This window comes from Brevundimonas sp. (genome assembly GCF_016742135.1).
Classification (GTDB): Bacteria; Pseudomonadota; Alphaproteobacteria; order Caulobacterales; family Caulobacteraceae; genus Brevundimonas.
Genome location: NZ_JACVCG010000002.1, coordinates 389390 through 408571 on the forward strand (window position 1 = coordinate 389390; position 19182 = coordinate 408571).

Genomic DNA, 19182 nt, shown 5'->3' on the forward strand with positions numbered 1-19182 from the left:
GTTCACCCGCAGATGCCGGGGTCACGTCTTCAACCAATCAGAGCGCTGTCGAAGGATGATTGCCTTCATGCTGGGGGGTGCGAGTTCGTAACCCTGATCGAGGGCAGAGAGTGCCTCTGGTAGGTCGCCGGTCTCCTTCAGGCAGCCCGCTAAGTTGACCCAAGCCGAGAACTTGTCGGGCGCAAGAGCAATCGCGCCTTTAAGGATGCGGATGGCTTCGGAATTCCTACCCAGAATGGTGAGTGGTTTCGCTAGGTTCAGCATCGCCCCGGTGTTGTCGGGATCGCATTGCAGAGCCTTCCGAAATGACAGGATTGATCGCTCCGGCTCCTCCAGCCCGCCCCAAATCACACCGAGGTTGTTCCAAGCTGCTGAGCGCGTGTCATCAATCGAGATGGCTCGAACCGTCGCTGCGTGAGCTTCACGCAGGTCTCCCGCTGACAGATACAACCTTCCTAGTTGGGTCCAGCCACTTGCATCGCCGGGCCATCGACGAGTGATCTTAATCGCAGCATCGAGCGCGTCTTGGAATCCATTCGGACCCTCAACGGTCGCTTTGGCCCGAAGCTCTTCGAGCGCAGGCTCAGTGGACACGTTGACAACGGGGAGTTTCAATCCGCAACGCCCGGCAATCTCGCTGAGCATTGACCTAGCCTGTGAGACGTCGATCCGGTCTGAGACCGCTTTAGCCCAGAGCCGCTCTATGAGCGGTGATAGGGGGTGGATTGGTAGCTGGGGTGAGACACTCGAATGGCGAAATGGAAGCTGATCCATCTCATCATCGGCAAACGGGTGAAACCCGAAGCACATTTCATGCAATATGAAAGCAAACGAATAAAGGTCGGACTTGTGATTACAATACAGCCCTCGCCACTGTTCCGGGGACATATACTTTGGAGTCCCCCCGCGAGAGCTTTGCAACCCCAGCACCTTTGCCATTCCAAAGTCGGTGATTTGCAAATCGCCCCACCTACTGACTAACAGGTTCGCCGGTTTAATGTCCGAATGCGTTACAAGTCCCCGCGAAATGGCGTGGGACAGACCATCGAAAAATTGTGCGGTCCAGCGAAAGATTTGCTGGGGTGCCTTTGGTTGTCCGCAAAGATGATCTAGGAGCGATCCGCGCCCGAGTTCATCCGGCTCGATATACTCCGCCGCAATACATAGCCGACTGCCTACCTCGTCGACCCAGAATGCCGGGACGATGGAAGGATGACGGCCCATCGCCACCCATGCGGAGGCTTCATGACGAAAAGCTTCTTGTTGCTCCGGCGGCAGGTCGGCCTTCGCGAACTTAAGGACGAAGCGCGCATCCCCACGATCGGGAGAGGGCGACAAGTCTGACACGACGCAGACTATGCCAAGACCGCCCTCGAAGACCTTCAGAACCAGATAGCGGCCGCCTAGCCGATCCCCTGCGCTTGGAGTTCTTGAAGGCGGCGTCCTATTGAAAAGTCGCATAGTCCCCCGGCGGCCCAAGCTATCCCGAGCGGATCAGACCACAACAATAGAAAACGAGGCAACTCGTCGCGAGCATGATACTGAGAATGGCCGCGTCAACACTTCGGGAGCGAGCCAATCTGGACCGTGGGCGAGGGGGCGGCGACGGGGCGGATCAGGCTTTCGCACAGCTACCGATCCAGCCATCTTCCTCTTCGTGTGGCCGTCGCGATCCTTAACATCCGAGCGCTGATCCGCGCACCAGAGTCAGTCGCGAATGAGCGCGTAAGCCTCGGCCCACATCTCCGGTATTCGCGTCCACTCGTCGGGTCTGGAAGCGCGAACCAGAGGCGAGTTGTGAGGCGAGTGCCGAACCACGAGGCCGGTCCCCGCCAGCAGCGGCTCGGCTCTGGCGGCCTTCTTTCCAACGAGCACCACAACTTCGACGCGGGGCAGCAGGGTCATCAGGTTCCGCACCTCGGACACGCCGTCGAGTAATTCCTGTCGCGTGATCTTCCGCGTGCCGTTCCAGCCGGGAACGACATTCCACATGAGGGTCTCCTCGCGCGGGATGCCAGCCGCTTCCATGAAGCGGAATGTGGCTTCGGCGGTTGGGTCGTCGTTGTCCCGACTGATGAAACCCGAGCCGACGCGGCCGGAGCGAGACGCAGATGTCATCGGCCCCGGCTTCTCCTTCAGGAAGAGCATGCGAGCGTGGATGCCGCCATCCAGAGGGTCAAAGTCAGGAACTTCGACGTTGTGCCGCTCACGGAGATCGGCGGCGAAGCGGGCGAGTGGCGCGATGTGCGGGAGATCGAGCATGGCGCGACGTGCCGCCCGAGCATCCGGGTCGCGCAATGTGCGCGGAGTTGTCGGCCGCTCGATGTTCGGGAGAAGCTGACGCATAGTCGGCACCATGAGGTTCGTGGTCCGCTACGCCCATAGCAGCGGTGAGATCGCCCGTAGCTATCCCATGGCCGCCGAGGACGCCGCTCGGATCGCGGCTGATTGGGTGCGAGACGGCGAGCGAGACGTCATGATCGAGCACCTCGACACCGGCGACGTCTGGACACCGGAGCAGTTCAAGGCAGGACACTGGTCTGCCTGAAGACGACCTCGCACTAGATCGACCGGTAGAGGCTTGGGGTGCCCATATTCCTGCCGCCTTGTCGGAAGGCACGGACGACGGGAGAATATTCCATCTCGTAGCTGTCCTCCCGATTCAGAGAGACGAACTCCATATACTGCTGCTTCCGATGGATCATGAGCGTCCGAATGGGGAGCCATCCGGTCGGTCCTAAATGGCCGCGCAGCGCTCGACGGAGACCATTCGTTAGGATGTCCACTAATTCCAATCCCATGCCATTGGAGGACGAAACTCGGAGGTCTTCGAAGATCGCTCGTAGGTTCAGCGGCAGCGGGTCGCCCGGCTGAACTTTGACTTTAGCCTCGGCGACGAGCCAATCCGGTAGACCATCCTTGAGGAGGTATCGTCCATAGTGGCTGTAGTCGCCACCCTCCAGTCGGCTCCCCGGCTCGCGAAGCGACTGCGACTGGAGTGTCGGCAGCATTACCTCCTGCCACCATCGTTCCCACGGTGTCTGGATGGAACCGCCGTCCTTGGCATCGACCACCCACGCGATCTGGCCGAGTTCCTTGGGGTTTCGGAGGCAGTGGTAGAGCGTCGAATGCTCGATTACTCGGCCCAGAAGGTTGAACGTGAGCACGCTTTGAACGTAGCCCGGCAGCTTCATATTCAGCAGTTCGCTTCGCCACCCATTCATCGTCCGGTGCACGTTCGGTTGATGCATGGGCGTCAGCTTCGCAGTCAGCGCGTCGGCCAACGCCTGTCGGTGAGCGACCAAGCCCACTTCTGAATGGGAGCCAAGGTCTACGACCGAGGCTTCGAACAGCCCTTGATTGCGTCGGATGATCTCAACGACGCTCGCTACCTGATCTTCGGTCAGCAGACGGCCTTTTACCTCACCTTTCTCCTTCGGAAGCTTGGCCCGGAGGCGCGTCCAGAGCTTCTGAAGCTGCGCAAGGTTCCCGTGCGGTAGCGTCAGCGCGCCCACACATGAGATCGCGTTCTTCTGTCCGATACCTGCAAAAGAGCCAGACTCGTCGATGAAGGTGATCACCCTTCGAACATCGGCCTCTTTGCTTTTGGGAGCAACTACCGCGTAGTGAACACAGGAGACGGCCTCTGTCGTCCGAGCTTCGCTCGAACGGCTCTCGCGCGTTTGCCTCGCTCACTGCCGTTCGCGGTCAAGCCGCACGGAGCAGCTTTAGGCCGCAGAACAGAGCAATCGGTCAGAGAATGCTCTCCTCCATTCCTAGATCAATTGAACAATTCCCCCTGCCCCTCCCACACACTGGAATCCGGCACAGCCGGGGCAGAGGAGGGAGGGACAGGGGGATGTTCCATTCCTGAGTCGGTATGAACCTCGTTCAGCGACGTTTGGGTGTTATCCCGCTGGTGGTTGCCCGGTGCCAGCCAATCGCCCCATCCTGAATGGTGGACAGGGGTATCGAAACCGCGCCGCCTCTTGGACGATCCGCTGCCAACTGAATGGCGAGTTCCGAGTGACGTATCCACCTCACAACGGTTGACCGCCCATTGCTCACGGGCGGCGCATCTCACCGGCGCAGAACGAGGGAACGGTCGGTGAGATTCTGGGGCTTCAACTCTGTCTCGACGGACCCCAGATCATCTTGCCTACGCCCGTGGCCAGCGGACGATGATCCTTTCGGACCTTGTATTGCGGACGGCTCCGACAGATCGGATTCCGCTTGCCCACCCTTGGCGCCTGTGCCGGTCTCGTATTCCGGCCTTTTCCAGTCTGCGAGTGGGGTCGCCCGCCTCTATACCCCCGAGTGTGATGATCCTGCCAGATAACGGCCTGACGTCCCGCCGAAACAGAAAAGCCCCGACCGGGTTTGGGTCACCGGCCGGGGCTTGCGCCGCCTCTGCCGGAAAGGCTGCGACGAACTCCCTTTGGCTGGACCCAAACCAGCGCGCTCATTTCTATTTATCAAATTAGCAGGAACGAGCCTTCGACGCATTATTCATGCGCGTCCGAAAAGGTATACTTCTAGGAGATGTCGGGCAGGGCGCGTGGAAGTCTCTCGTTAATCATCGGATATGGATGACAGACTCTCCGAATACCGTATCCTGAAATCTATCTCCGACAACGCGGGGCTTTAAGAGGTTTTCGGAAACGGATGCTGATCGGTTATTCGAGGTGCTCGGCTCGCGGACAGAACCACGAATCGCAGATCGACGCGCTGGAGCGGGCAGGGTGCGAGCGCATCTTCATCGAGACGGCATCTGGCACGCGATCTGATCGGCCGCAGCTAACCGAGCTTCTCGACTTCGCCCGCCCCGGAGATACCGTGGTCGTCCTGCGGCTCGACCGTCTCGCGCGGGATGTCCGCCAAATCCTCGATCTGGTCGATCAGTTCACTCGACGCGATATCGGCCTGAAGTCCTTGAACGAGGCCATCGACAGCACCACCCCCAGCGGACGGCTCGCCGTCCACACGCTGGCGGCGCTCGGCCAATATGAAGTTGAACAGAAGCGCTTGGCCTGCGAGGCGGGCCGACGAGCGGCAGTCGCCCGTGGCCGCATGGGGGGCCGTCCGAAGGCGATGGACGAGACCAAGCTGAAGATCGCGAAGGCGCTGATGGCCGATGATCAGCTTTCGATGTCCGAGATCGCACGGCAGATCGGCGTTGCTCCGAGCACCTTGTATCGAACGATGCCGGGTGGACGGGCGGCGTTGCTTTAGGCGGCTTTTATCGCTGCCATGCCTTATGGGAGCGAAGCTCAATCATTGCAGCGCGTTAGCCAGATCGTCGCGCCAACCGTGCCGGAACCGTGGCGAGGCAACGTCTCGGAATCGCTTTCGGAGGCACTTCGCAACGCCCCTATGGCCTAGCGTGGGAGAGGGTAGGGCGAGCGTGGCCAGATGGAGGAGGGGCGCCGGGGGGTCAGTCTCCCGCGCACACGCAAATACCCTGTCTTGGATACGCGACCCAAAATCAGTTTGGGACGGACCTCACCGAGCATGTCTGCGTAAAGCTAATGAGAACGGGAAAATCGCGCCCGTGCGCCACTTTCCAAGCCGTCCTGCCTTCCTCGTCCAGAGATTTGCGAAGGGTCACCTGATTGTTGATCCGATTGAAGCGGAACGTCAGGACTGAACCGCTAGGCGAGACCATCGCCGCTGATACTAGGCTGCTCGAAATCTCGGCGTTCTCGTAAGGTGGTCCCGCGCTTTCCGGCGAACTTATTTGCCGGGCTTCCATGTCGATGGCCCAAGTCGTGAAAGGCTCGACCATGAACCCTGCCACTCCGAGTTCAAAGCCAGCCCGAAGCATGGCCTCGGTGGTTTCGGGTGGCGAAGCAAACCACGTTCGCGGGTCGGCATTCAGGTTGTCGATAGTCCGACAATTCAGCAGCAGCGTTTCCGCGTGAGCCGGTGCCGCACACAGGACGACGAGACTGGCCAGAGCAATATTGAATCTCATGAAGCTTTCCTGCGAGGATGGCTTTGAAGCTAACTCAGCAACCTCAAGGCTGCGGTCGTTCAAATGCGGGGCCGCCGGGCCAGATGGTCTTGGCTGCGCGGATATCATTGATCAGCGCGCTTCCCAATGTCTCTCTGGTCTGCATGTATTTGCGCTGCCGCTGTCGGAGAAATGTCCCTAAGGCGCTACCTGCGTCCATACTAAAGCCGAACGTGGAGGCGTTCATCGCGTCAAATATCTGATCGAACTCCTCCAGTGTCGTCATTTTTCCTTCGGCAAGATTATGGACGCCGCACATCGTAGCGGCTGTATAGTAGATTGAGAGAAGTTCATCTATTTCCGCGTCCTTGAGATCGCCATAAGTCAAGGCTTGTGCTGTAGCGAACCCAAGGAACCCGCCGAGGTAATGGGCCAGTCCTGCATAGGTAAGCGTCTCTCCTCTACGCCTGCACCAGTCCGCAAATCTCTCGCCCATTGTAGTAGCGAGGGGCCTATCGAGTGCCTTGTAGGCTCGTGATTTCAGAAGACGCACGTCGTTTCCTCCGCCTTGGCGCGAGACTACGCCGCTGGCATACTACCCTGCGCCCAGCATCACGGGGAGAGACAATGAAACGCCTAGCCACGGTTCTGTCCGCGTTGACGCTCTCAACCGTCGCCTTGGGCGGCTGCGTGTCGATGGGGACGGACTACGATCCGACCGCCGTCGATCAGATCGTGCCGGGCACTCCAATGGCGGAAGTCATCGCGCGGCTCGGTCAGCCCAACAATCGAATGACCCTCGCCAACGGCCAGACACAGCTACTCTGGATGCATTCAACCGGAACGGCATGGGGCACGGGCGAAGCGCGGTCAGTGGCGTTGCTGTTTGACGCTCAAGGCAAGTTCGTCCGGGTCGTTATGACCAACCAGACTGACATGCGGTGACCGGCGAGTGACGCTTCAAAGGAAAGCTTTGATCGGCACCGCCGTCGTGATCTGCGGCTGGGCGGCGTTTTGGACTTACAAGATCGCAAGCCTCCACTCTCTTGTCGGCGCGTTGAAGGGCGATATGGATTCTCTTGCGCCTCTTCTCGCGAGGGCGCCGACCGACGCCTTCCGAGAGCAGGTTCTAAAAACCGCAGAAGAGGTGGCGTGGCTGATCACTAACGCCGAACATCTGCGCGAGGAGGCAATCAGGAACGCGCTCGTTGGTGGCGCAATCCTGATCGCGGCGGCAGTCGTGGCTGTCCTGATCGCTCGCCGCGTGGACCGGCGGCGAACGCTCACGGCTTAATTCGAACGGCCAGCCAGACCGTATTGAACCGCGAACAAAAGTGGAACATTCTTTTGGGATGTCCCGAGACCCTGACCCCGACAAGCTGGCCGCTGCGAAGAAGCCCCAGCGCCCGAACTGACGTGGCGCACAATCCGCGATACCGGCTGTGGACCCGCGAAAACTGGCAAGGCTACTGCCCGACGATTGGCCGGATGATGGACAGGGGCTGGAGCCTTTCGGTCCATTGCCAGCATTGTCGTCTGGCGATGGTCGCTGACCCTGACAAGATCATCCGCGCCCGTGGTCGAGACTGGTCGCCGTGGGGGAAGTCGGCCCGGTGCCGACGCATGTTCTGTCCCGGTCGGATGAAGCTGCGGGCCTACGCGCCCGGTCCCAACGAGTTCATCGACCTTTAGATCGGGACGAGGAAGACCCGCTCGTATCCTTCGTGATCGGGGGTCGGGAACACCACGAACTCGGTGCCAGCTTCGTCGAGAAGCGGGCGACCTTGTTGAAGCTGTCGTCCTGTCCTTCGCGACGGATCAGCAGGTAGCCGCTGTCGCTCGCCTCAAGGGAATAGGCGGGATTGTCCTGTCGCAGTCGGTCGAGGAACTGGCCCATTCAGGAATCTGAACACCACTGTTTTTGGAGGTCAAGCGGCGCCGTAATCCCCTCAATCATGACCGGAACTGTCCCTCTCAAGGACATTCGTTCACTAGAAAGGCAAGGTGGGGTCGCTCAGCGAGCCGTGACGTGATGAACGCAGTCAGGTCCGCCTCGCTGTCTGCCGCTTGTGCGGGCGTGATCGCCCCGCGAAAGAGTTCGTAGCGTAGCCAGACCCGATAGGTGTTCACGACGTCGGTCTCACCGTAGTTCGCGCATTCTTGGATACGACCTGCTCGGATGTGGTCCCAGACCTTCGAGCCGTCGATGCCCTCCGGCTTCCCCGGTAGTCCCATCATCTTGCAGAGATCATCGAGGGGAGCTTTAGCGTTCGACTGGAAGCTGGCGAGTTCGTCGCACAGATCGACGTGAGCCTGATCGTAGCGTTTGAAATAGGGGCGGGATGTCAGGCCCGGCGTTGCGATGCAGTTGACCATCGCTCGATAGCGGAGGACCGGCAGGTCGAACCCATTGCCATTGAAACTCACGAGTATCGGCCGGAGGGCGTCCACACGAGCGGCGAAGGCCGATATAAGATCGCTCTCAGTTCGGTCCCCAATGTGGGGTGCGCCCAGCGACCTGATGCGCCAAACGCCATCGACTCGCTCGGCAACGAGAGCGGCGAGAACGGCCACCTTGTGCAGCGGCAACTTCGGGAACTTGTCGCCGAGGATTTCGGCCGCTTCGTCATCACTACAAGTCGCCCGGCCATGAAGCCGAGCAAGCGTCTCGACGCAGGGGACGGTTTCGAGATCGAAGACGATGACGTGCTGGCTCAAGAGACCTCCGGGCTAACGGTCCTATTGTCTCTCCAATCGGCAGCTTGTCACCCAGAGTTGGTGCGTTGACGACTCGGCCCAAATCGCTCGATACAAACTCGGCACAAAGCGGTCACTCACCGCCGAGTTCAGCTATTGATTTCTCTGGCCTTTTGGCTTGGTGGCCCGTTTCCTAGTTCCCCAGCCACCGCCCTCGCGGCCCATCTCCATCAGATTTGGTCAGGATGCCGCTCTCGACGGCCCGCCCGTCGTCGGGCAAGCTCTACCCCTCATCGGGAGAGGCCAACATGTTCAGATCCATCGGTATTGCAGCGACCCTGGCGGTCACGGGGGCAACCCCCGTCTTGGCCCAGAGCTGGGAAGCGGTGTCTTCAAACGACGCGGCTGTGGCGGCGGTCGACTGGGGCTCGCTGGACATCAACGGCAGCCGCCGCGAGGTGACCTTCGCCATGGTTTCGCTCCAGTCCGGGGCCGTTCCGTTCGACTATGCGGTCTCGACCATCGACATGGACTGCTCCCAGCTGCGCTACGCCACCATCCGCTCGCAGTTCTTTGACCGGCGCGGCCGGACCGTGGTCGAGGACTTCGTCGGCGACGGCAGCTGGACCCCGCTCGCCGAGGGCACCATCATGGGCGATGTCCGCCGTGAGGTCTGCAGCAGCAACCCGTCGCGCAAGGGATATTTCAGCACCGCGCAGGACTTTGCGGTCGGCGCGTGGCGGGTGGCGGAACAGGGCCAGTAGGTCCTACTGCAACTGCCGCGCGGCGAGGGGCAAGTGGACCTTGACGGTCAGCCCGCCCCGTCCGGGCTCGGAGCAAACGGCCTGGCCGCCCAGGAGGGACACCAGTCCCTCAACCAGAGCCATGCTCTCCGCGTGGACCGCGTCGTTGCCAGCGGGCGTGGTCGCGCTGACGACCATGCTGATGTCGGTCGCCGATGCCGCAAAGGCCACGGCTGCGGCCTGGCCGACGGCACCGGGTTCATAGTTGCGAACGACCTCGCCCATGATCTCGTGCAGGACGATGGCCAGCGGCAGGTGCAGGGTGATCGGGAGCGGAGGAACGTCGCCGTTCACCGACAGCTTCAGTCCGCGCGACTCGCACAGTCTCGCCCAGAAGCCGAGCGTCTCGCTCATATAGGTCGCAAAGTCCGGAGCGCCGGACCGTGTGCCCCGCTCGGCCATCAGCGTCATGGCGCTGACCAGGTCGCTGACCCAGTTCATGTGCCGTCGCCCCTCAGGGTCGGTTACGCCGCGCAGGCGAATGGAAATCAGCGTCTGGATGAGCCTCAGTTCGCGTATTGACGCCGGTTGCGCCCCGTCCAGAGGATCGATTGCTGACACGCCCATACTGAACCCTGAAATCACGCCCCGAACGGGTGAATAGCAAAGGTCGAACCAATCCGATACAGGTGCGTTTGAAGTACGCAATCGGACAATTGCGGTCTTTGGTCTGTGACACCGCCCTGTTCAGCGGTGCTTGGTAGTGCTGTTGAAGCTTAACGTCCCCAAGGACATCAAGGTTCTGGTCGTCGAGGATCAGCCCATCCTGGCTATGGAGCTGGAACTCATGCTGACCGACTCCGACTGTGAGGTCGTGGGTCTGGCCATGGATCAGGCCAGCGCCCTCATGCTGGCGCGGCGGTGCGAGCCAGACCTGGCTCTTGTTGATGTCAATCTGCTCGACGGCCTGACCGGCCCCCAGGTCGCCCATGATCTGGTGGAGCGCCACGGGGTCGCCGTCGTCTTCATGACCGCCAACCCCGAGCAGATTCCCGAGGGATTCTCGGGCGCGCTGGGGGTCGTCTGCAAACCATTCGACGAAACGACCCTGCGCGAGGTGGTCGACTTTGCCCGTCGTTTCCGGACCTCCGGCGACATCACGCGCCCCCCGCGCCGGCTGAAGCTGGCACCGTGGCTAAGCACCCCGCCGGGCGACATCGCCCCGCACTAGGAGCACCCCCGGACAGTGGTCGAACACTATCCGGGGACCCAGGCTAGTTCAGTCGCAACCGGATGAACAGCATCCCGCCATCTGGATCGCCACCGTATTCGCCGGCAAGCCCATCCGGCACCCGGTTTACAGAGTAAAGGCCACCGACACCGAAGCGGACGTTCGAACGAATCTGCCACTCCCGTACCGCGCCGACCGACACTTTGGACACGGTGTAGAGGTCGCCGTGGCCACCCCCATGACCGGGCAGGAGCTCATCGGTCTCGATCCGTTCGTACCGACTGAACAGGGTCCAGCGGTCGTCGGGGCTGAAGGCGCTCTCAAGAGCCCATCCGGCCTTGGTCTCATCGTGGTCATTGGTCTTTGCCCCCCAGGCCAGGGTCGTGGACCACCAGCCCATGGTGCCGATCCGGCGCGTGTGAATGGCGCTGGCCGACATGCGGGTCTCGTCTTCATCGGGCTCAAGTTGCTCGGGCGCCTTGACGTCCGCCCACGAGACCTGCAGGGACCATTCCGGTGAGGGATTCCACGACGCCCGCACCGACCAACTGTCGAGGTCAGGGCTTTCGATGTCGTACCGGTCCTGATCCGGCTCGCGACCCCGGAAAGCCGAGGTCTCAAGCTTGAAGCCGTCCCGGATCCAGCCAGTCGTAACGACTCCGAAGGTGATGTGGGTCGAATCCAGCCAGTGGTGCGTGATCGGCGCCTCGGGGCTGGCCATGGCGCTCATGCGGTGCATGAAGGCGGGCGGTCCAAAGGCAGGCTCTCCCGGCAAGCCTACGTATATGAACAGTGAGTCGCGATCCGAGACGGGGCGGGCGTAGGAGGCCGACAACTCCATGAACAGGTCATGGGGGTGCTGGCGATCCACCAGCGGCGTGAGGCCGTCTGCGGTTTCGCCGGCCGCGAGGAGGAGGGGGTAACCTTCCTTGCCCATCAACGGATCGGGGCTGATCATACCCCGCAAGTTGAGGGTCGAGCCGTCGGCAAAGTCCCGACGGGCCGAGCCCATGATCATGCCGGCAATAAAGGTTTTGGCGTCACCGCGCGGCCCGCCCTGGTCGGAATGGACCAGATCAAGGACCGCATGGGCCATCAAGGACCAGTCGCCTTGACCCCAATGAATGCCGCCATGTTCGGACATGTCCGGCTGCCAGCTGGTGCCGGAGGCATCGCGTGTCATGGGATAGCCGCTCAGCACGCTGGTCATGGGCATGGCGTGGCCGGCGTGCGGATCAGCCGACCGGACATCTGCGCCCATGTCATGGCCGGCATGCGGGTCGGCAGGGGGGTGGTGGTCGTGGGAGTCCTGGGCCATGGCGGCAGGTGCAACCACGGTCAGGCAGGTGCCGCACAGCAGCGCGGCAAGGTATCGGACAGCCATAACGGCCTCCTCTTGAAAGGTCTTGAGAGTGCTGGCGAACCAGCGCGGCTTTCAGAGTGAGGCAGGCGATCGTGGAGGGGGCGCTTCCGGAGACGAGACGAGGCCTGTTGACCCCTGGCCCGCCCAGGTGGCCGGTGTGGAAGGGGCAACTGACACCAAGGGGGTGACAGAGCCCTGCAGGGGCGAAACCACGCACATGACACAGCAGGCCATTGCGGTGCCGACCGGCTTGGAGGGCTCGGGTGTCTCAGAAGACGAAGTCATCTGCATGCCCTGCTCGTGACAGGGCATGGGTTCGGCTTCCACCGGCCCCGACGCAGCGCCGAGCACCAGCACCGCGAGGACGCCAATCAGGATCGACAGGGTGCGGAGGATTGCCATCACCGTCTTCTAGACCGCAGATTCGGCCGGGTCGAGCCCACGTTGTCAGGCCTTTTCCCAGCCCTTGTCGATGGCCCAGATGGCGAAGGCAAAGTCATGGGCGACCTCCTTGAGATAGTCGAAGCGCCCCGAGGCCCCGCCGTGGCCGGCCTCCATATTGATCTTGAGCAGCACCGGCTTGCCCGAAGTGGTCGCGGGGCGCAGGCGGGCGACCCACTTTTCGGGCTCCCAATAGGTCACGCGGGGGTCCGAGAGGCCGCCGGTGGCCAGCACTGCCGGATAAGCCCTGGCCTCGATGTTGTCGTAAGGGCTGTAGCTGGCGATGTAGTCATAGGCCTCGGCATCCTCGAGCGGATTGCCCCACTCGGGCCATTCGGGCGGGGTCAGCGGCAGGCTGACGTCGCTCATGGTGTTGATCACATCCACGAACGGCACCTGACCGATCACGCCGGCCCACAGGTCGGGCCGCATGTTGTTGACGGCGCCCATCAGCAGGCCACCCGCAGAGCCGCCCTGGGCCACGATGTGCCCGGCCTTGCCGTGGCCGGTCGAGATCAGGTGCTCGGCGGCGGCGATGAAGTCGGTGAAGGTATTCTTCTTGGTGAAGCGGCGGGCATCGAGGAACCAGCCCCAGCCCTTGTCCGATCCGCCCCGGATGTGGGCGATGGCATAGATCCAGCCCCGGTCCACCAGCGACAGCCGGTTGGTCGAGAAGCTGGCCGACATGGGGATGCCGTAGGAGCCATAGCCGTACAGCAGCAGCGGGGCCGAGCCGTTCACCGGGGTCGTCTTGCGGCGCAGGATGGTGACGGGCACCAGCTGGCCGTCGCTGGCCGGGGCGTTCAGCCGCTCGACCACATAGTCCTCCGGGTTGTGGCCCGAGGGGACCTCCTGGACCTTGCGCAGGGTCCGCTCGCGGGTACCCATACTATAGTCGTAGATCAACGTTGGTGTTGATGGCGAGTTGTAGCTGTAGCGCATGGTATCTCCGCCGAACTCCAAGGCGGTTGAGAGTGCCAGCGAATAGGCCGGCTCGGCGACTTCGATCTCGTGCTCGTCCTCTCCGAATCCCAGTGGCGGTACGGGTGTCCCGACGGGATAGGCACGCGTGCCAGGATACTGTGTGATGATGATCCGCGTATTGGCGTCGGCCCTCTCCTGCCGGACCAGATTGCCGACGTAAGGGGTAAACCCCTCAATATAACGACCCGGCCGGTGAGGAATGACATCCCGCCAGTGGGCCCGGCCCAATTCCTCGCCGACCGCTTCGACGATCTTGAAATCTACTGCCTCGTCGGCGTTTGTGCGGATGAGCCAGCGATACATCGCATGGTCGGCGTCATAGAGGATGCCTTCTTGACGGGGGGCGAGCACCTTCGGCTCGGCGGTGGGCTCGTCGCGGGAGATGTAACGGGTTTCGGAGGTCTCCTGGTTGGCGATTGAGATGATTACGAAGGCGTCGTCGGACGTCCGCCCGACGCTGATGAACATGCCGTCGTCGGCTTCCTCATAGACCAGAGCCGCTACGCCGCCGCGGGCGGGGCGACGGAAGATCTTGTCCGGCCGCCCGTTGTCGTCGCGGTTGGTCCAGAAGATCCACTGGCTGTCCGGCGAGAACGTGAAATTCCCCGTCGCCGACTGGATCGGATCAGGCAGTACCTCGCCTGTGGCCAAGTCCTTCACATATATCTGGTGCACCTCCGAGCCCTGCGCGTCCTCAGCATAGGCAAAGAGCTTGTGGTCGGGGCTGTGCTCGGTCGCGGAGACCTCAGAATAGGCCTTTCCAGCGGCGAGGGCGTTCGCATCCAGCAGCTCTTCCGCAGCGTGCGGCGGGGTGACGGGATGGAAGTCGAGATCGAACAGGTTGTACGGACCCGCCCGCCCCTGCCGCATGTAATGCGGATGCTGCTCGCCCGTCCGGTACTCGACGTAATATTCCCAGGCACCATCCGGCACAGGAACAGAGGATTCGTCCTGCTTGATCCGTCCCTTCATCTCCTCGAACATCGTGGCCTGCAGCGGCTCGGTCGAGGCCATCATCGCCTCGCGATAGGCGTTCTCGGCGATCAGGTGTTCCTTGACGTCCGCCTTGATCAGGGTCGGATCGCGCAGCACCGCCTGCCAGTTGTCGTCCTTCATCCACTGATATTCGTCCACGCGGATGCGGCCCAGCTGTTCGATGGTGACGGGGATTTTCTTGGCGACGGGGGGCACGGGCATGTCGGGCAGGGGGCCTTTCGCGGGGCGGGCAAGGGTCGGGGAGGCGGCGGCCGCAAGGGCGGTGGCGGCGGTGGACGCGATCATCTGCCGACGGTTCATGACAGGCTCCAGCAAAGGGCGGAAATCGGAATGCGGCACCATGATCGGCGTCGTGTCGACCCGTCAAATGAACAAACGGCCATGATGGAGATCAGGGGGCCAGCACCGCGGGGGTCATCCGCAGAAGCAGGTCGCCGCCCTGGCCGATGGCGGCCAGACGGCTGGACACATGGCCCAGCACATTGGCGGCATAGACCTCATACAATGCGATGCGGCCGTCCAACCAGTCGGCATCGCCCTGGCCATTGGCCTTCAGCGTCTGGGCGGCCAGCGCACCGCGGGCCAGGAACCAGCCCCCGATGACATCGCCCATCAGTTTCAGATAGGCATCGGCAGCGGCCAGCACATCGGCAGCTCCGTCCTCGGTCGCCTTGCGGTCCAGCAGCCAGAGCGTGGCGTCCTCGACCGCCGACAGGGCATTGGCCATCCGCTCGACCGGCTTGCCGTCATAGAGGGCCGCCAGCGGCGTCAGCACCGTCTTCATCTCCTCGATCAGCAGGCGCGCCGAGGCCCCGCCGTCCTGCGACAGCTTGCGGCCCACCAGATCCATGGCCTGGATGCCGTTGGTCCCCTCATAGATCGGGGCGATGCGGGCGTCGCGATAGTACTGGGCCGCACCCGTCTCCTCGATGAAGCCCATGCCGCCGTGAACCTGGATGCCCATGGAGGCGACCTCGACCCCCATGTCGGTCGACCACGCCTTGGCAATCGGCGTCAGCAGGTCCTCGCGGCCCTTCCACTGGCGGGCGACGTCGGGATCGGACGAGCTGCGGGCAAGATCGGCCGCCATGCCGGTCGCCAGACAGATGGCGCGGCCGGCGGCAACCTTTGCCTTCATCACCGACAGGGTGCGGCGCACATCGGGGTGGTCCAGAATGGGCGCCGAGGCCTCACCCGTCCACACCGACCGGCCCTGACGGCGGTCCGTGGCATAGGCCAGGGCGTGCTGATAGGCGCGCTCGGCGATGCCCACGCCCTCGACACCCACGGCGACGCGGGCCGCGTTCATCATCACGAACATATGGGCCAGCCCCTCATTCGGCCGCCCGACCAGCTCCGCAGTCGCCCCCTCATAGGCCATGACGCAGGTGGGCGAGGCGTGGATGCCCAGCTTGTGCTCGACCCCGACGGGACGGAAGGCGTTGCGCTCACCCAATGAGCCGTCGGCATTCACAAGGAATTTGGGGGCGAGGAACAGGCTGATGCCCTTGGGGCCCGGCGGGGCATCGGGCAGTCGGGCCAGCACCATGTGGACGATATTGTCCGTCATGTCGTGGTCGCCCCAGGTGATGAAGATCTTCTGGCCCGTCAGGCTGTAGGTGCCGTCGCCGTTCGGCGTGGCGGTCGCCGTGAGCGCTCCGAGGTCCGACCCGGCGTTGGGTTCGGTCAGGACCATGGCCCCGGTCCACTCGCCCGAGATCAGCCGGGTCAGATAGGTTGCCTTCTGCGCCTCGGTGCCGTGCGCCTCCAGCGCCTCGATCGCCGCCAGTGACAGCATGGGGCACAGGCCAAAGGCCATATTGGCGGAATGCACCGGCTCGTAGGCGGCCAGCTCGAGCGCCTTGGGCAGGCCCTGTCCGCCATGGGCGACCGGGGCCGCCAGCCCCATCCACCCCCCCTCGACAAAGGTCTTGTAGGCCTCGGCGAAGCCGGGCGCAGGGACCACGCCGTCGCCGTCCAGCCGGGCCCCGGCCCGGTCGCCCGGCACATTGAGCGGCGCCAGCGTGCCCTCGGCCACCTGACCGGCGGCTTCCAGCACGGCATCGACCAGATCGACATCAAGGTCCGGGAAGGCCCCGGTGGCCTGCAGGTCCTCAAGGCCAAGGACGTGCTTCAGGGTGAAGCCCAGGTCGCGAAGCGGGGCGCGGTAGCTCATCGGGACTCCCTTGATCGAGCGGGTAACGATAGGATCATTCAGACACTTGGCCGCGATGGCCGGATTTGCCAAGTTTGGTCCACTGCCGTCACGGAAGGGAAGTCATGGCCGAGCCCCGGAATCGATACTCCCAGGTGTCCCTGTTCCTGCACTGGCTGATTGGCGTGCTGGTGATCGGCCAGATCGCCCTGATCATGGTTCACGATGCGACCGAGGGCGGGCCATGGATGGGCCTTCACAAATCGGTCGGCCTGTCGATCCTGGTCCTGACCCTGGTGCGGCTGGGCTGGCGGATCGCCAATCCGGCCATTCCGCTGCCGGCGGAAATGCCGAAATGGCAAAGGCTTATGGCTCGCGGCACCCATGTGCTGTTCTACGTCGTGCTGATCGGCATGCCGCTGGGGGGTTGGGCGGCGTCGTCCGCGGCGGGCCGCGACATTCCCTGGTTCGGGCTGTTCAACTGGCCCCTGCTGCCGATCTCTGGCGGGCGCGAGGTCGCGGGCCGGTTCATGGACGCGCACGAGATGGGCGCCAAGCTGCTGTACGTCCTGCTGGCCCTGCACATCATCGGCGCGCTGAAGCACCACTTCGTCGACCGTGACAATGTGCTGCACCGCATGCTGCCCTTCATTCCGCGCCGACCGTGAGCGATCCTGTCGCGGAGGCCGCTGCGGCCCTCCATCGCGGGGATCTGGTCATCCTGCCGACCGAGACCGTCTATGGACTGGCCGCCGATGCCGCGAACCCGGAGGCCGTGGCGCGAATCTTTGCCGCCAAGGGTCGTCCGCGCTTCAATCCCCTGATCGCCCACGTTGACAGCGTCGAGGCGGCCGCACGCGTGGGCGAAATGACCTCGATGGCCGAGGCCCTCGCTGACCGGTTCTGGCCCGGTCCCCTGACCCTGGTGCTGCAGGCCCTGCCGGACGGTCCGGTCTGTGATCTCGCACGTGCGGGGCTGGACAGTGTGGCGGTGCGCGTGCCCGGACATCCTCTGGCCCGCGCGGTCATCACGGCCTTTGGCGGGCCCGTGGTGGCTCCCTCGGCCAATCGGTCGGGGCGCCCCAGTCCCACGACCTTCCGCGACGCGGTCGACGAGACCGGTCCTGCGGCATCGGTGGCGCTGGACGGCGGCGACTGCATCGTCGGGCTGGAGAGCACGGTCGTGTCCTTGCTGGGGGATCGCCCGCGCCTGCTGCGGCCCGGCAGCGTCACGCGGGCGGAGATCGAGGGCGTGGTCGGCCCCCTGGAGGCCGATGCGGGGGAGGGGCACAGGTCGCCGGGCCGCCTGACCCTGCACTATGCGCCCGATGCGCCGGTCCGGATCGAGGCTCCGGACGCCCGTCCCGGAGAGATCCTGCTGGGCTTTGGCCCGGGCGTGGGTGAGGCGCGCTGGAGTCTGAGTACCACGGGTGACCTGACCGAAGCCGCCGCGCGCCTGTTCCGCCTGTTGCGCGAGGCGGACCGTGAGCATCCGACGGGCATCGCCGTGTCGCCGATTCCCGACACAGGTCTGGGCGAGGCTATCAACGACCGCCTGCGTCGGGCCGCCGGCTTCGTCGGCTAGAGGAAGCGCGCCTTCAGGTCGATGCTCGGCGACTTCCCGATCTGGACCAGACAGTCCCGCAGCCAGACCTCGGCCGCTGCCCGGCCCTTGTCCTTGAGCCGGTTAAGGAAGGTCCATTCGGTGTCGAATTTCGACCGCAGCGGCAGGTCCGACAGATGGGCGTCCGCCTCGATGGCGTGCATGCGCAGCTTGCGATAGCCGTCGTCGCCCGTCTGGTTCAGACGCCCCGCCTCGATCAAATCCTGGACGAAGGCCACGGCCCGCAGCTCGGCGACCAGCGGGGCGTTGAAGACGATCTCGTTCAGGCGATCCATGATCACATCGGCATCCCGCGGGGTCTCGTCCCGCCGGAACGGGTTGAGCGGCAGCAGCAGGATGTCGTCGGGCGTCGAGGCGTAGAACAGCGGCCAGAGCGGCGGATTGGCCAGATAGCCCCCGTCCCAGTAGGGCTCGCCCTCGATCTCGACCGCCTGGAACAGATGCGGCAGACAAGCCGAGGCCAGCAGCACATCCATGGTCAGTTCCGTATTGTCGAACAGGCGGACCCGGCCCTGCTTGACCGCCGTCGTGGCCACGAACAGCTGGATGTCCGAACCCCGAACGGCGTCGAAATCGACAACCGTGTCCAGAACCCGACGCAGGGGGTTCAGGTTGAAGGGGTTAAACTGATAGGGCGACATCGTCATGGCCAGACTTTCGGCCGACCGCCACAGGGGCGTGTCCTTCATCCAGGCCGGGCTGAAGGTCGCGCTCCAGATCGAGCTGTCGCCAAAGACATTGCGCCCGCCGGACTGATTGATCTCGCGCCACAGCTTGTCCAGCGCCTTGCGCGCGCCCTCAAGGCCGCCGGCCTCCAGTCCGGTGATCAGGGCGGCGGCGTTCATCGCTCCGGCCGAGGCGCAGGTAACAGCGCGGAAATCCAGCGCCCCTGCTTCCAGCAGCCGATCCAGTACACCCCACTGGAAGGCCCCATGCGAGCCTCCCCCCTGCAGGGCCAGACAGACCGGCGGGGGAGGGGCCTGATGCACCATCCA

Annotated in this window: 19 protein-coding genes; 8 read left to right on the top strand and 11 right to left on the bottom strand. The window is 63.4% G+C overall.

Features of this window, described 5'->3' with window-relative positions:
• Positions 1 to 21: 21 nt before the first annotated feature.
• On the bottom strand, positions 22 to 1338 hold the full coding sequence (locus IBJ06_RS05560; RefSeq protein ID WP_292158058.1) for a serine/threonine-protein kinase: 1317 nt from the start codon (positions 1336 to 1338) through the stop codon (positions 22 to 24).
• 369 nt (positions 1339 to 1707) lie between these two features.
• A complete protein-coding gene (locus tag IBJ06_RS05565) occupies positions 1708 to 2346 on the bottom strand; it encodes a uracil-DNA glycosylase (protein ID WP_292158060.1) in 639 nt (212 codons plus the stop codon).
• Between the two features lie 10 nt (positions 2347 to 2356).
• Between IBJ06_RS05565 and IBJ06_RS05570 the strand changes: the two genes are divergently transcribed.
• Positions 2357 to 2548: a hypothetical protein gene (locus IBJ06_RS05570; protein WP_292158062.1), complete on the top strand. Its 192-nt coding sequence runs from the start codon at positions 2357 to 2359 to the stop codon at positions 2546 to 2548.
• Between the two features lie 13 nt (positions 2549 to 2561).
• Here the strand turns inward: IBJ06_RS05570 and IBJ06_RS05575 are convergent, their stop codons facing one another.
• Positions 2562 to 3581: a hypothetical protein gene (locus IBJ06_RS05575; RefSeq protein ID WP_292158063.1), complete on the bottom strand. Its 1020-nt coding sequence runs from the start codon at positions 3579 to 3581 to the stop codon at positions 2562 to 2564.
• 1084 nt (positions 3582 to 4665) lie between these two features.
• Here IBJ06_RS05575 and IBJ06_RS05580 point away from each other — a divergent pair.
• Positions 4666 to 5232, top strand: coding sequence for a recombinase family protein (locus IBJ06_RS05580; RefSeq protein ID WP_292158065.1), 567 nt, complete (start codon positions 4666 to 4668; stop codon positions 5230 to 5232).
• Between the two features lie 253 nt (positions 5233 to 5485).
• Here IBJ06_RS05580 and IBJ06_RS05585 read toward each other — a convergent pair whose 3' ends face one another.
• Positions 5486 to 5974, bottom strand: a complete 489-nt coding sequence (locus IBJ06_RS05585; protein ID WP_292158067.1) for a hypothetical protein — start codon at positions 5972 to 5974, stop codon at positions 5486 to 5488.
• Between the two features lie 43 nt (positions 5975 to 6017).
• Positions 6018 to 6506 carry a hypothetical protein gene (locus tag IBJ06_RS05590; protein WP_292158069.1) on the bottom strand — a complete coding sequence of 163 codons (489 nt, stop codon included), beginning with the start codon at positions 6504 to 6506 and terminating at the stop codon, positions 6018 to 6020.
• 74 nt (positions 6507 to 6580) lie between these two features.
• Here IBJ06_RS05590 and IBJ06_RS05595 point away from each other — a divergent pair, with 74 nt between their 5' ends.
• On the top strand, positions 6581 to 6898 hold the full coding sequence (locus IBJ06_RS05595) for a hypothetical protein (RefSeq protein ID WP_292158071.1): 318 nt from the start codon (positions 6581 to 6583) through the stop codon (positions 6896 to 6898).
• Between the two features lie 28 nt (positions 6899 to 6926).
• Positions 6927 to 7247: a hypothetical protein gene (locus IBJ06_RS05600; RefSeq protein WP_292158073.1), complete on the top strand. Its 321-nt coding sequence runs from the start codon at positions 6927 to 6929 to the stop codon at positions 7245 to 7247.
• Positions 7248 to 7927: 680 nt separating this feature from the next.
• On the opposite strand, the gene IBJ06_RS05605 is transcribed toward IBJ06_RS05600, so the two are convergent.
• Complete coding sequence (locus tag IBJ06_RS05605) at positions 7928 to 8671, bottom strand: 3'-5' exonuclease (RefSeq protein ID WP_292158075.1); 744 nt, start codon at positions 8669 to 8671, stop codon at positions 7928 to 7930.
• 287 nt (positions 8672 to 8958) lie between these two features.
• Between IBJ06_RS05605 and IBJ06_RS05610 the strand changes: the two genes are divergently transcribed.
• Positions 8959 to 9414: a surface-adhesin E family protein gene (locus IBJ06_RS05610; protein ID WP_292158077.1), complete on the top strand. Its 456-nt coding sequence runs from the start codon at positions 8959 to 8961 to the stop codon at positions 9412 to 9414.
• Positions 9415 to 9417: 3 nt separating this feature from the next.
• On the opposite strand, the gene IBJ06_RS05615 is transcribed toward IBJ06_RS05610, so the two are convergent.
• A complete protein-coding gene (locus IBJ06_RS05615) occupies positions 9418 to 9894 on the bottom strand; it encodes a hypothetical protein (protein WP_292158079.1) in 477 nt (158 codons plus the stop codon).
• A gap of 262 nt (positions 9895 to 10156) precedes the next feature.
• Between IBJ06_RS05615 and IBJ06_RS05620 the strand changes: the two genes are divergently transcribed.
• Positions 10157 to 10624, top strand: a complete 468-nt coding sequence (locus IBJ06_RS05620) for a response regulator (protein WP_292158081.1) — start codon at positions 10157 to 10159, stop codon at positions 10622 to 10624.
• 43 nt (positions 10625 to 10667) lie between these two features.
• Here the strand turns inward: IBJ06_RS05620 and IBJ06_RS05625 are convergent, their stop codons facing one another.
• The 3 genes from IBJ06_RS05625 to IBJ06_RS05635 all read right to left on the bottom strand — a co-directional run bounded on the left by IBJ06_RS05625 (position 10668) and on the right by IBJ06_RS05635 (position 16584).
• Positions 10668 to 12008, bottom strand: coding sequence for a hypothetical protein (locus tag IBJ06_RS05625; RefSeq protein ID WP_292158082.1), 1341 nt, complete (start codon positions 12006 to 12008; stop codon positions 10668 to 10670).
• Between the two features lie 426 nt (positions 12009 to 12434).
• A complete protein-coding gene (locus IBJ06_RS05630; protein WP_292158083.1) occupies positions 12435 to 14708 on the bottom strand; it encodes a S9 family peptidase in 2274 nt (757 codons plus the stop codon).
• A gap of 91 nt (positions 14709 to 14799) precedes the next feature.
• Positions 14800 to 16584, bottom strand: a complete 1785-nt coding sequence (locus IBJ06_RS05635) for an acyl-CoA dehydrogenase (protein ID WP_292158084.1) — start codon at positions 16582 to 16584, stop codon at positions 14800 to 14802.
• A gap of 104 nt (positions 16585 to 16688) precedes the next feature.
• On the opposite strand from IBJ06_RS05635, the gene IBJ06_RS05640 reads away from it, so the two are divergent.
• Together IBJ06_RS05640 and IBJ06_RS05645 are read left to right on the top strand one after the other, a co-directional pair.
• Positions 16689 to 17231, top strand: coding sequence for a cytochrome b (locus IBJ06_RS05640; protein ID WP_292158086.1), 543 nt, complete (start codon positions 16689 to 16691; stop codon positions 17229 to 17231).
• On the top strand, positions 17228 to 18148 hold the full coding sequence (locus IBJ06_RS05645; RefSeq protein WP_292158088.1) for an L-threonylcarbamoyladenylate synthase: 921 nt from the start codon (positions 17228 to 17230) through the stop codon (positions 18146 to 18148). Before IBJ06_RS05640 ends, IBJ06_RS05645 begins: the two co-directional genes overlap by 4 nt.
• Here IBJ06_RS05645 and IBJ06_RS05650 read toward each other — a convergent pair.
• On the bottom strand, positions 18145 to 19179 hold the full coding sequence (locus tag IBJ06_RS05650; protein WP_292158090.1) for a patatin-like phospholipase family protein: 1035 nt from the start codon (positions 19177 to 19179) through the stop codon (positions 18145 to 18147). The two genes, IBJ06_RS05645 and IBJ06_RS05650, sit on opposite strands and share 4 nt — an antisense overlap.
• Positions 19180 to 19182 lie beyond the last annotated feature (3 nt).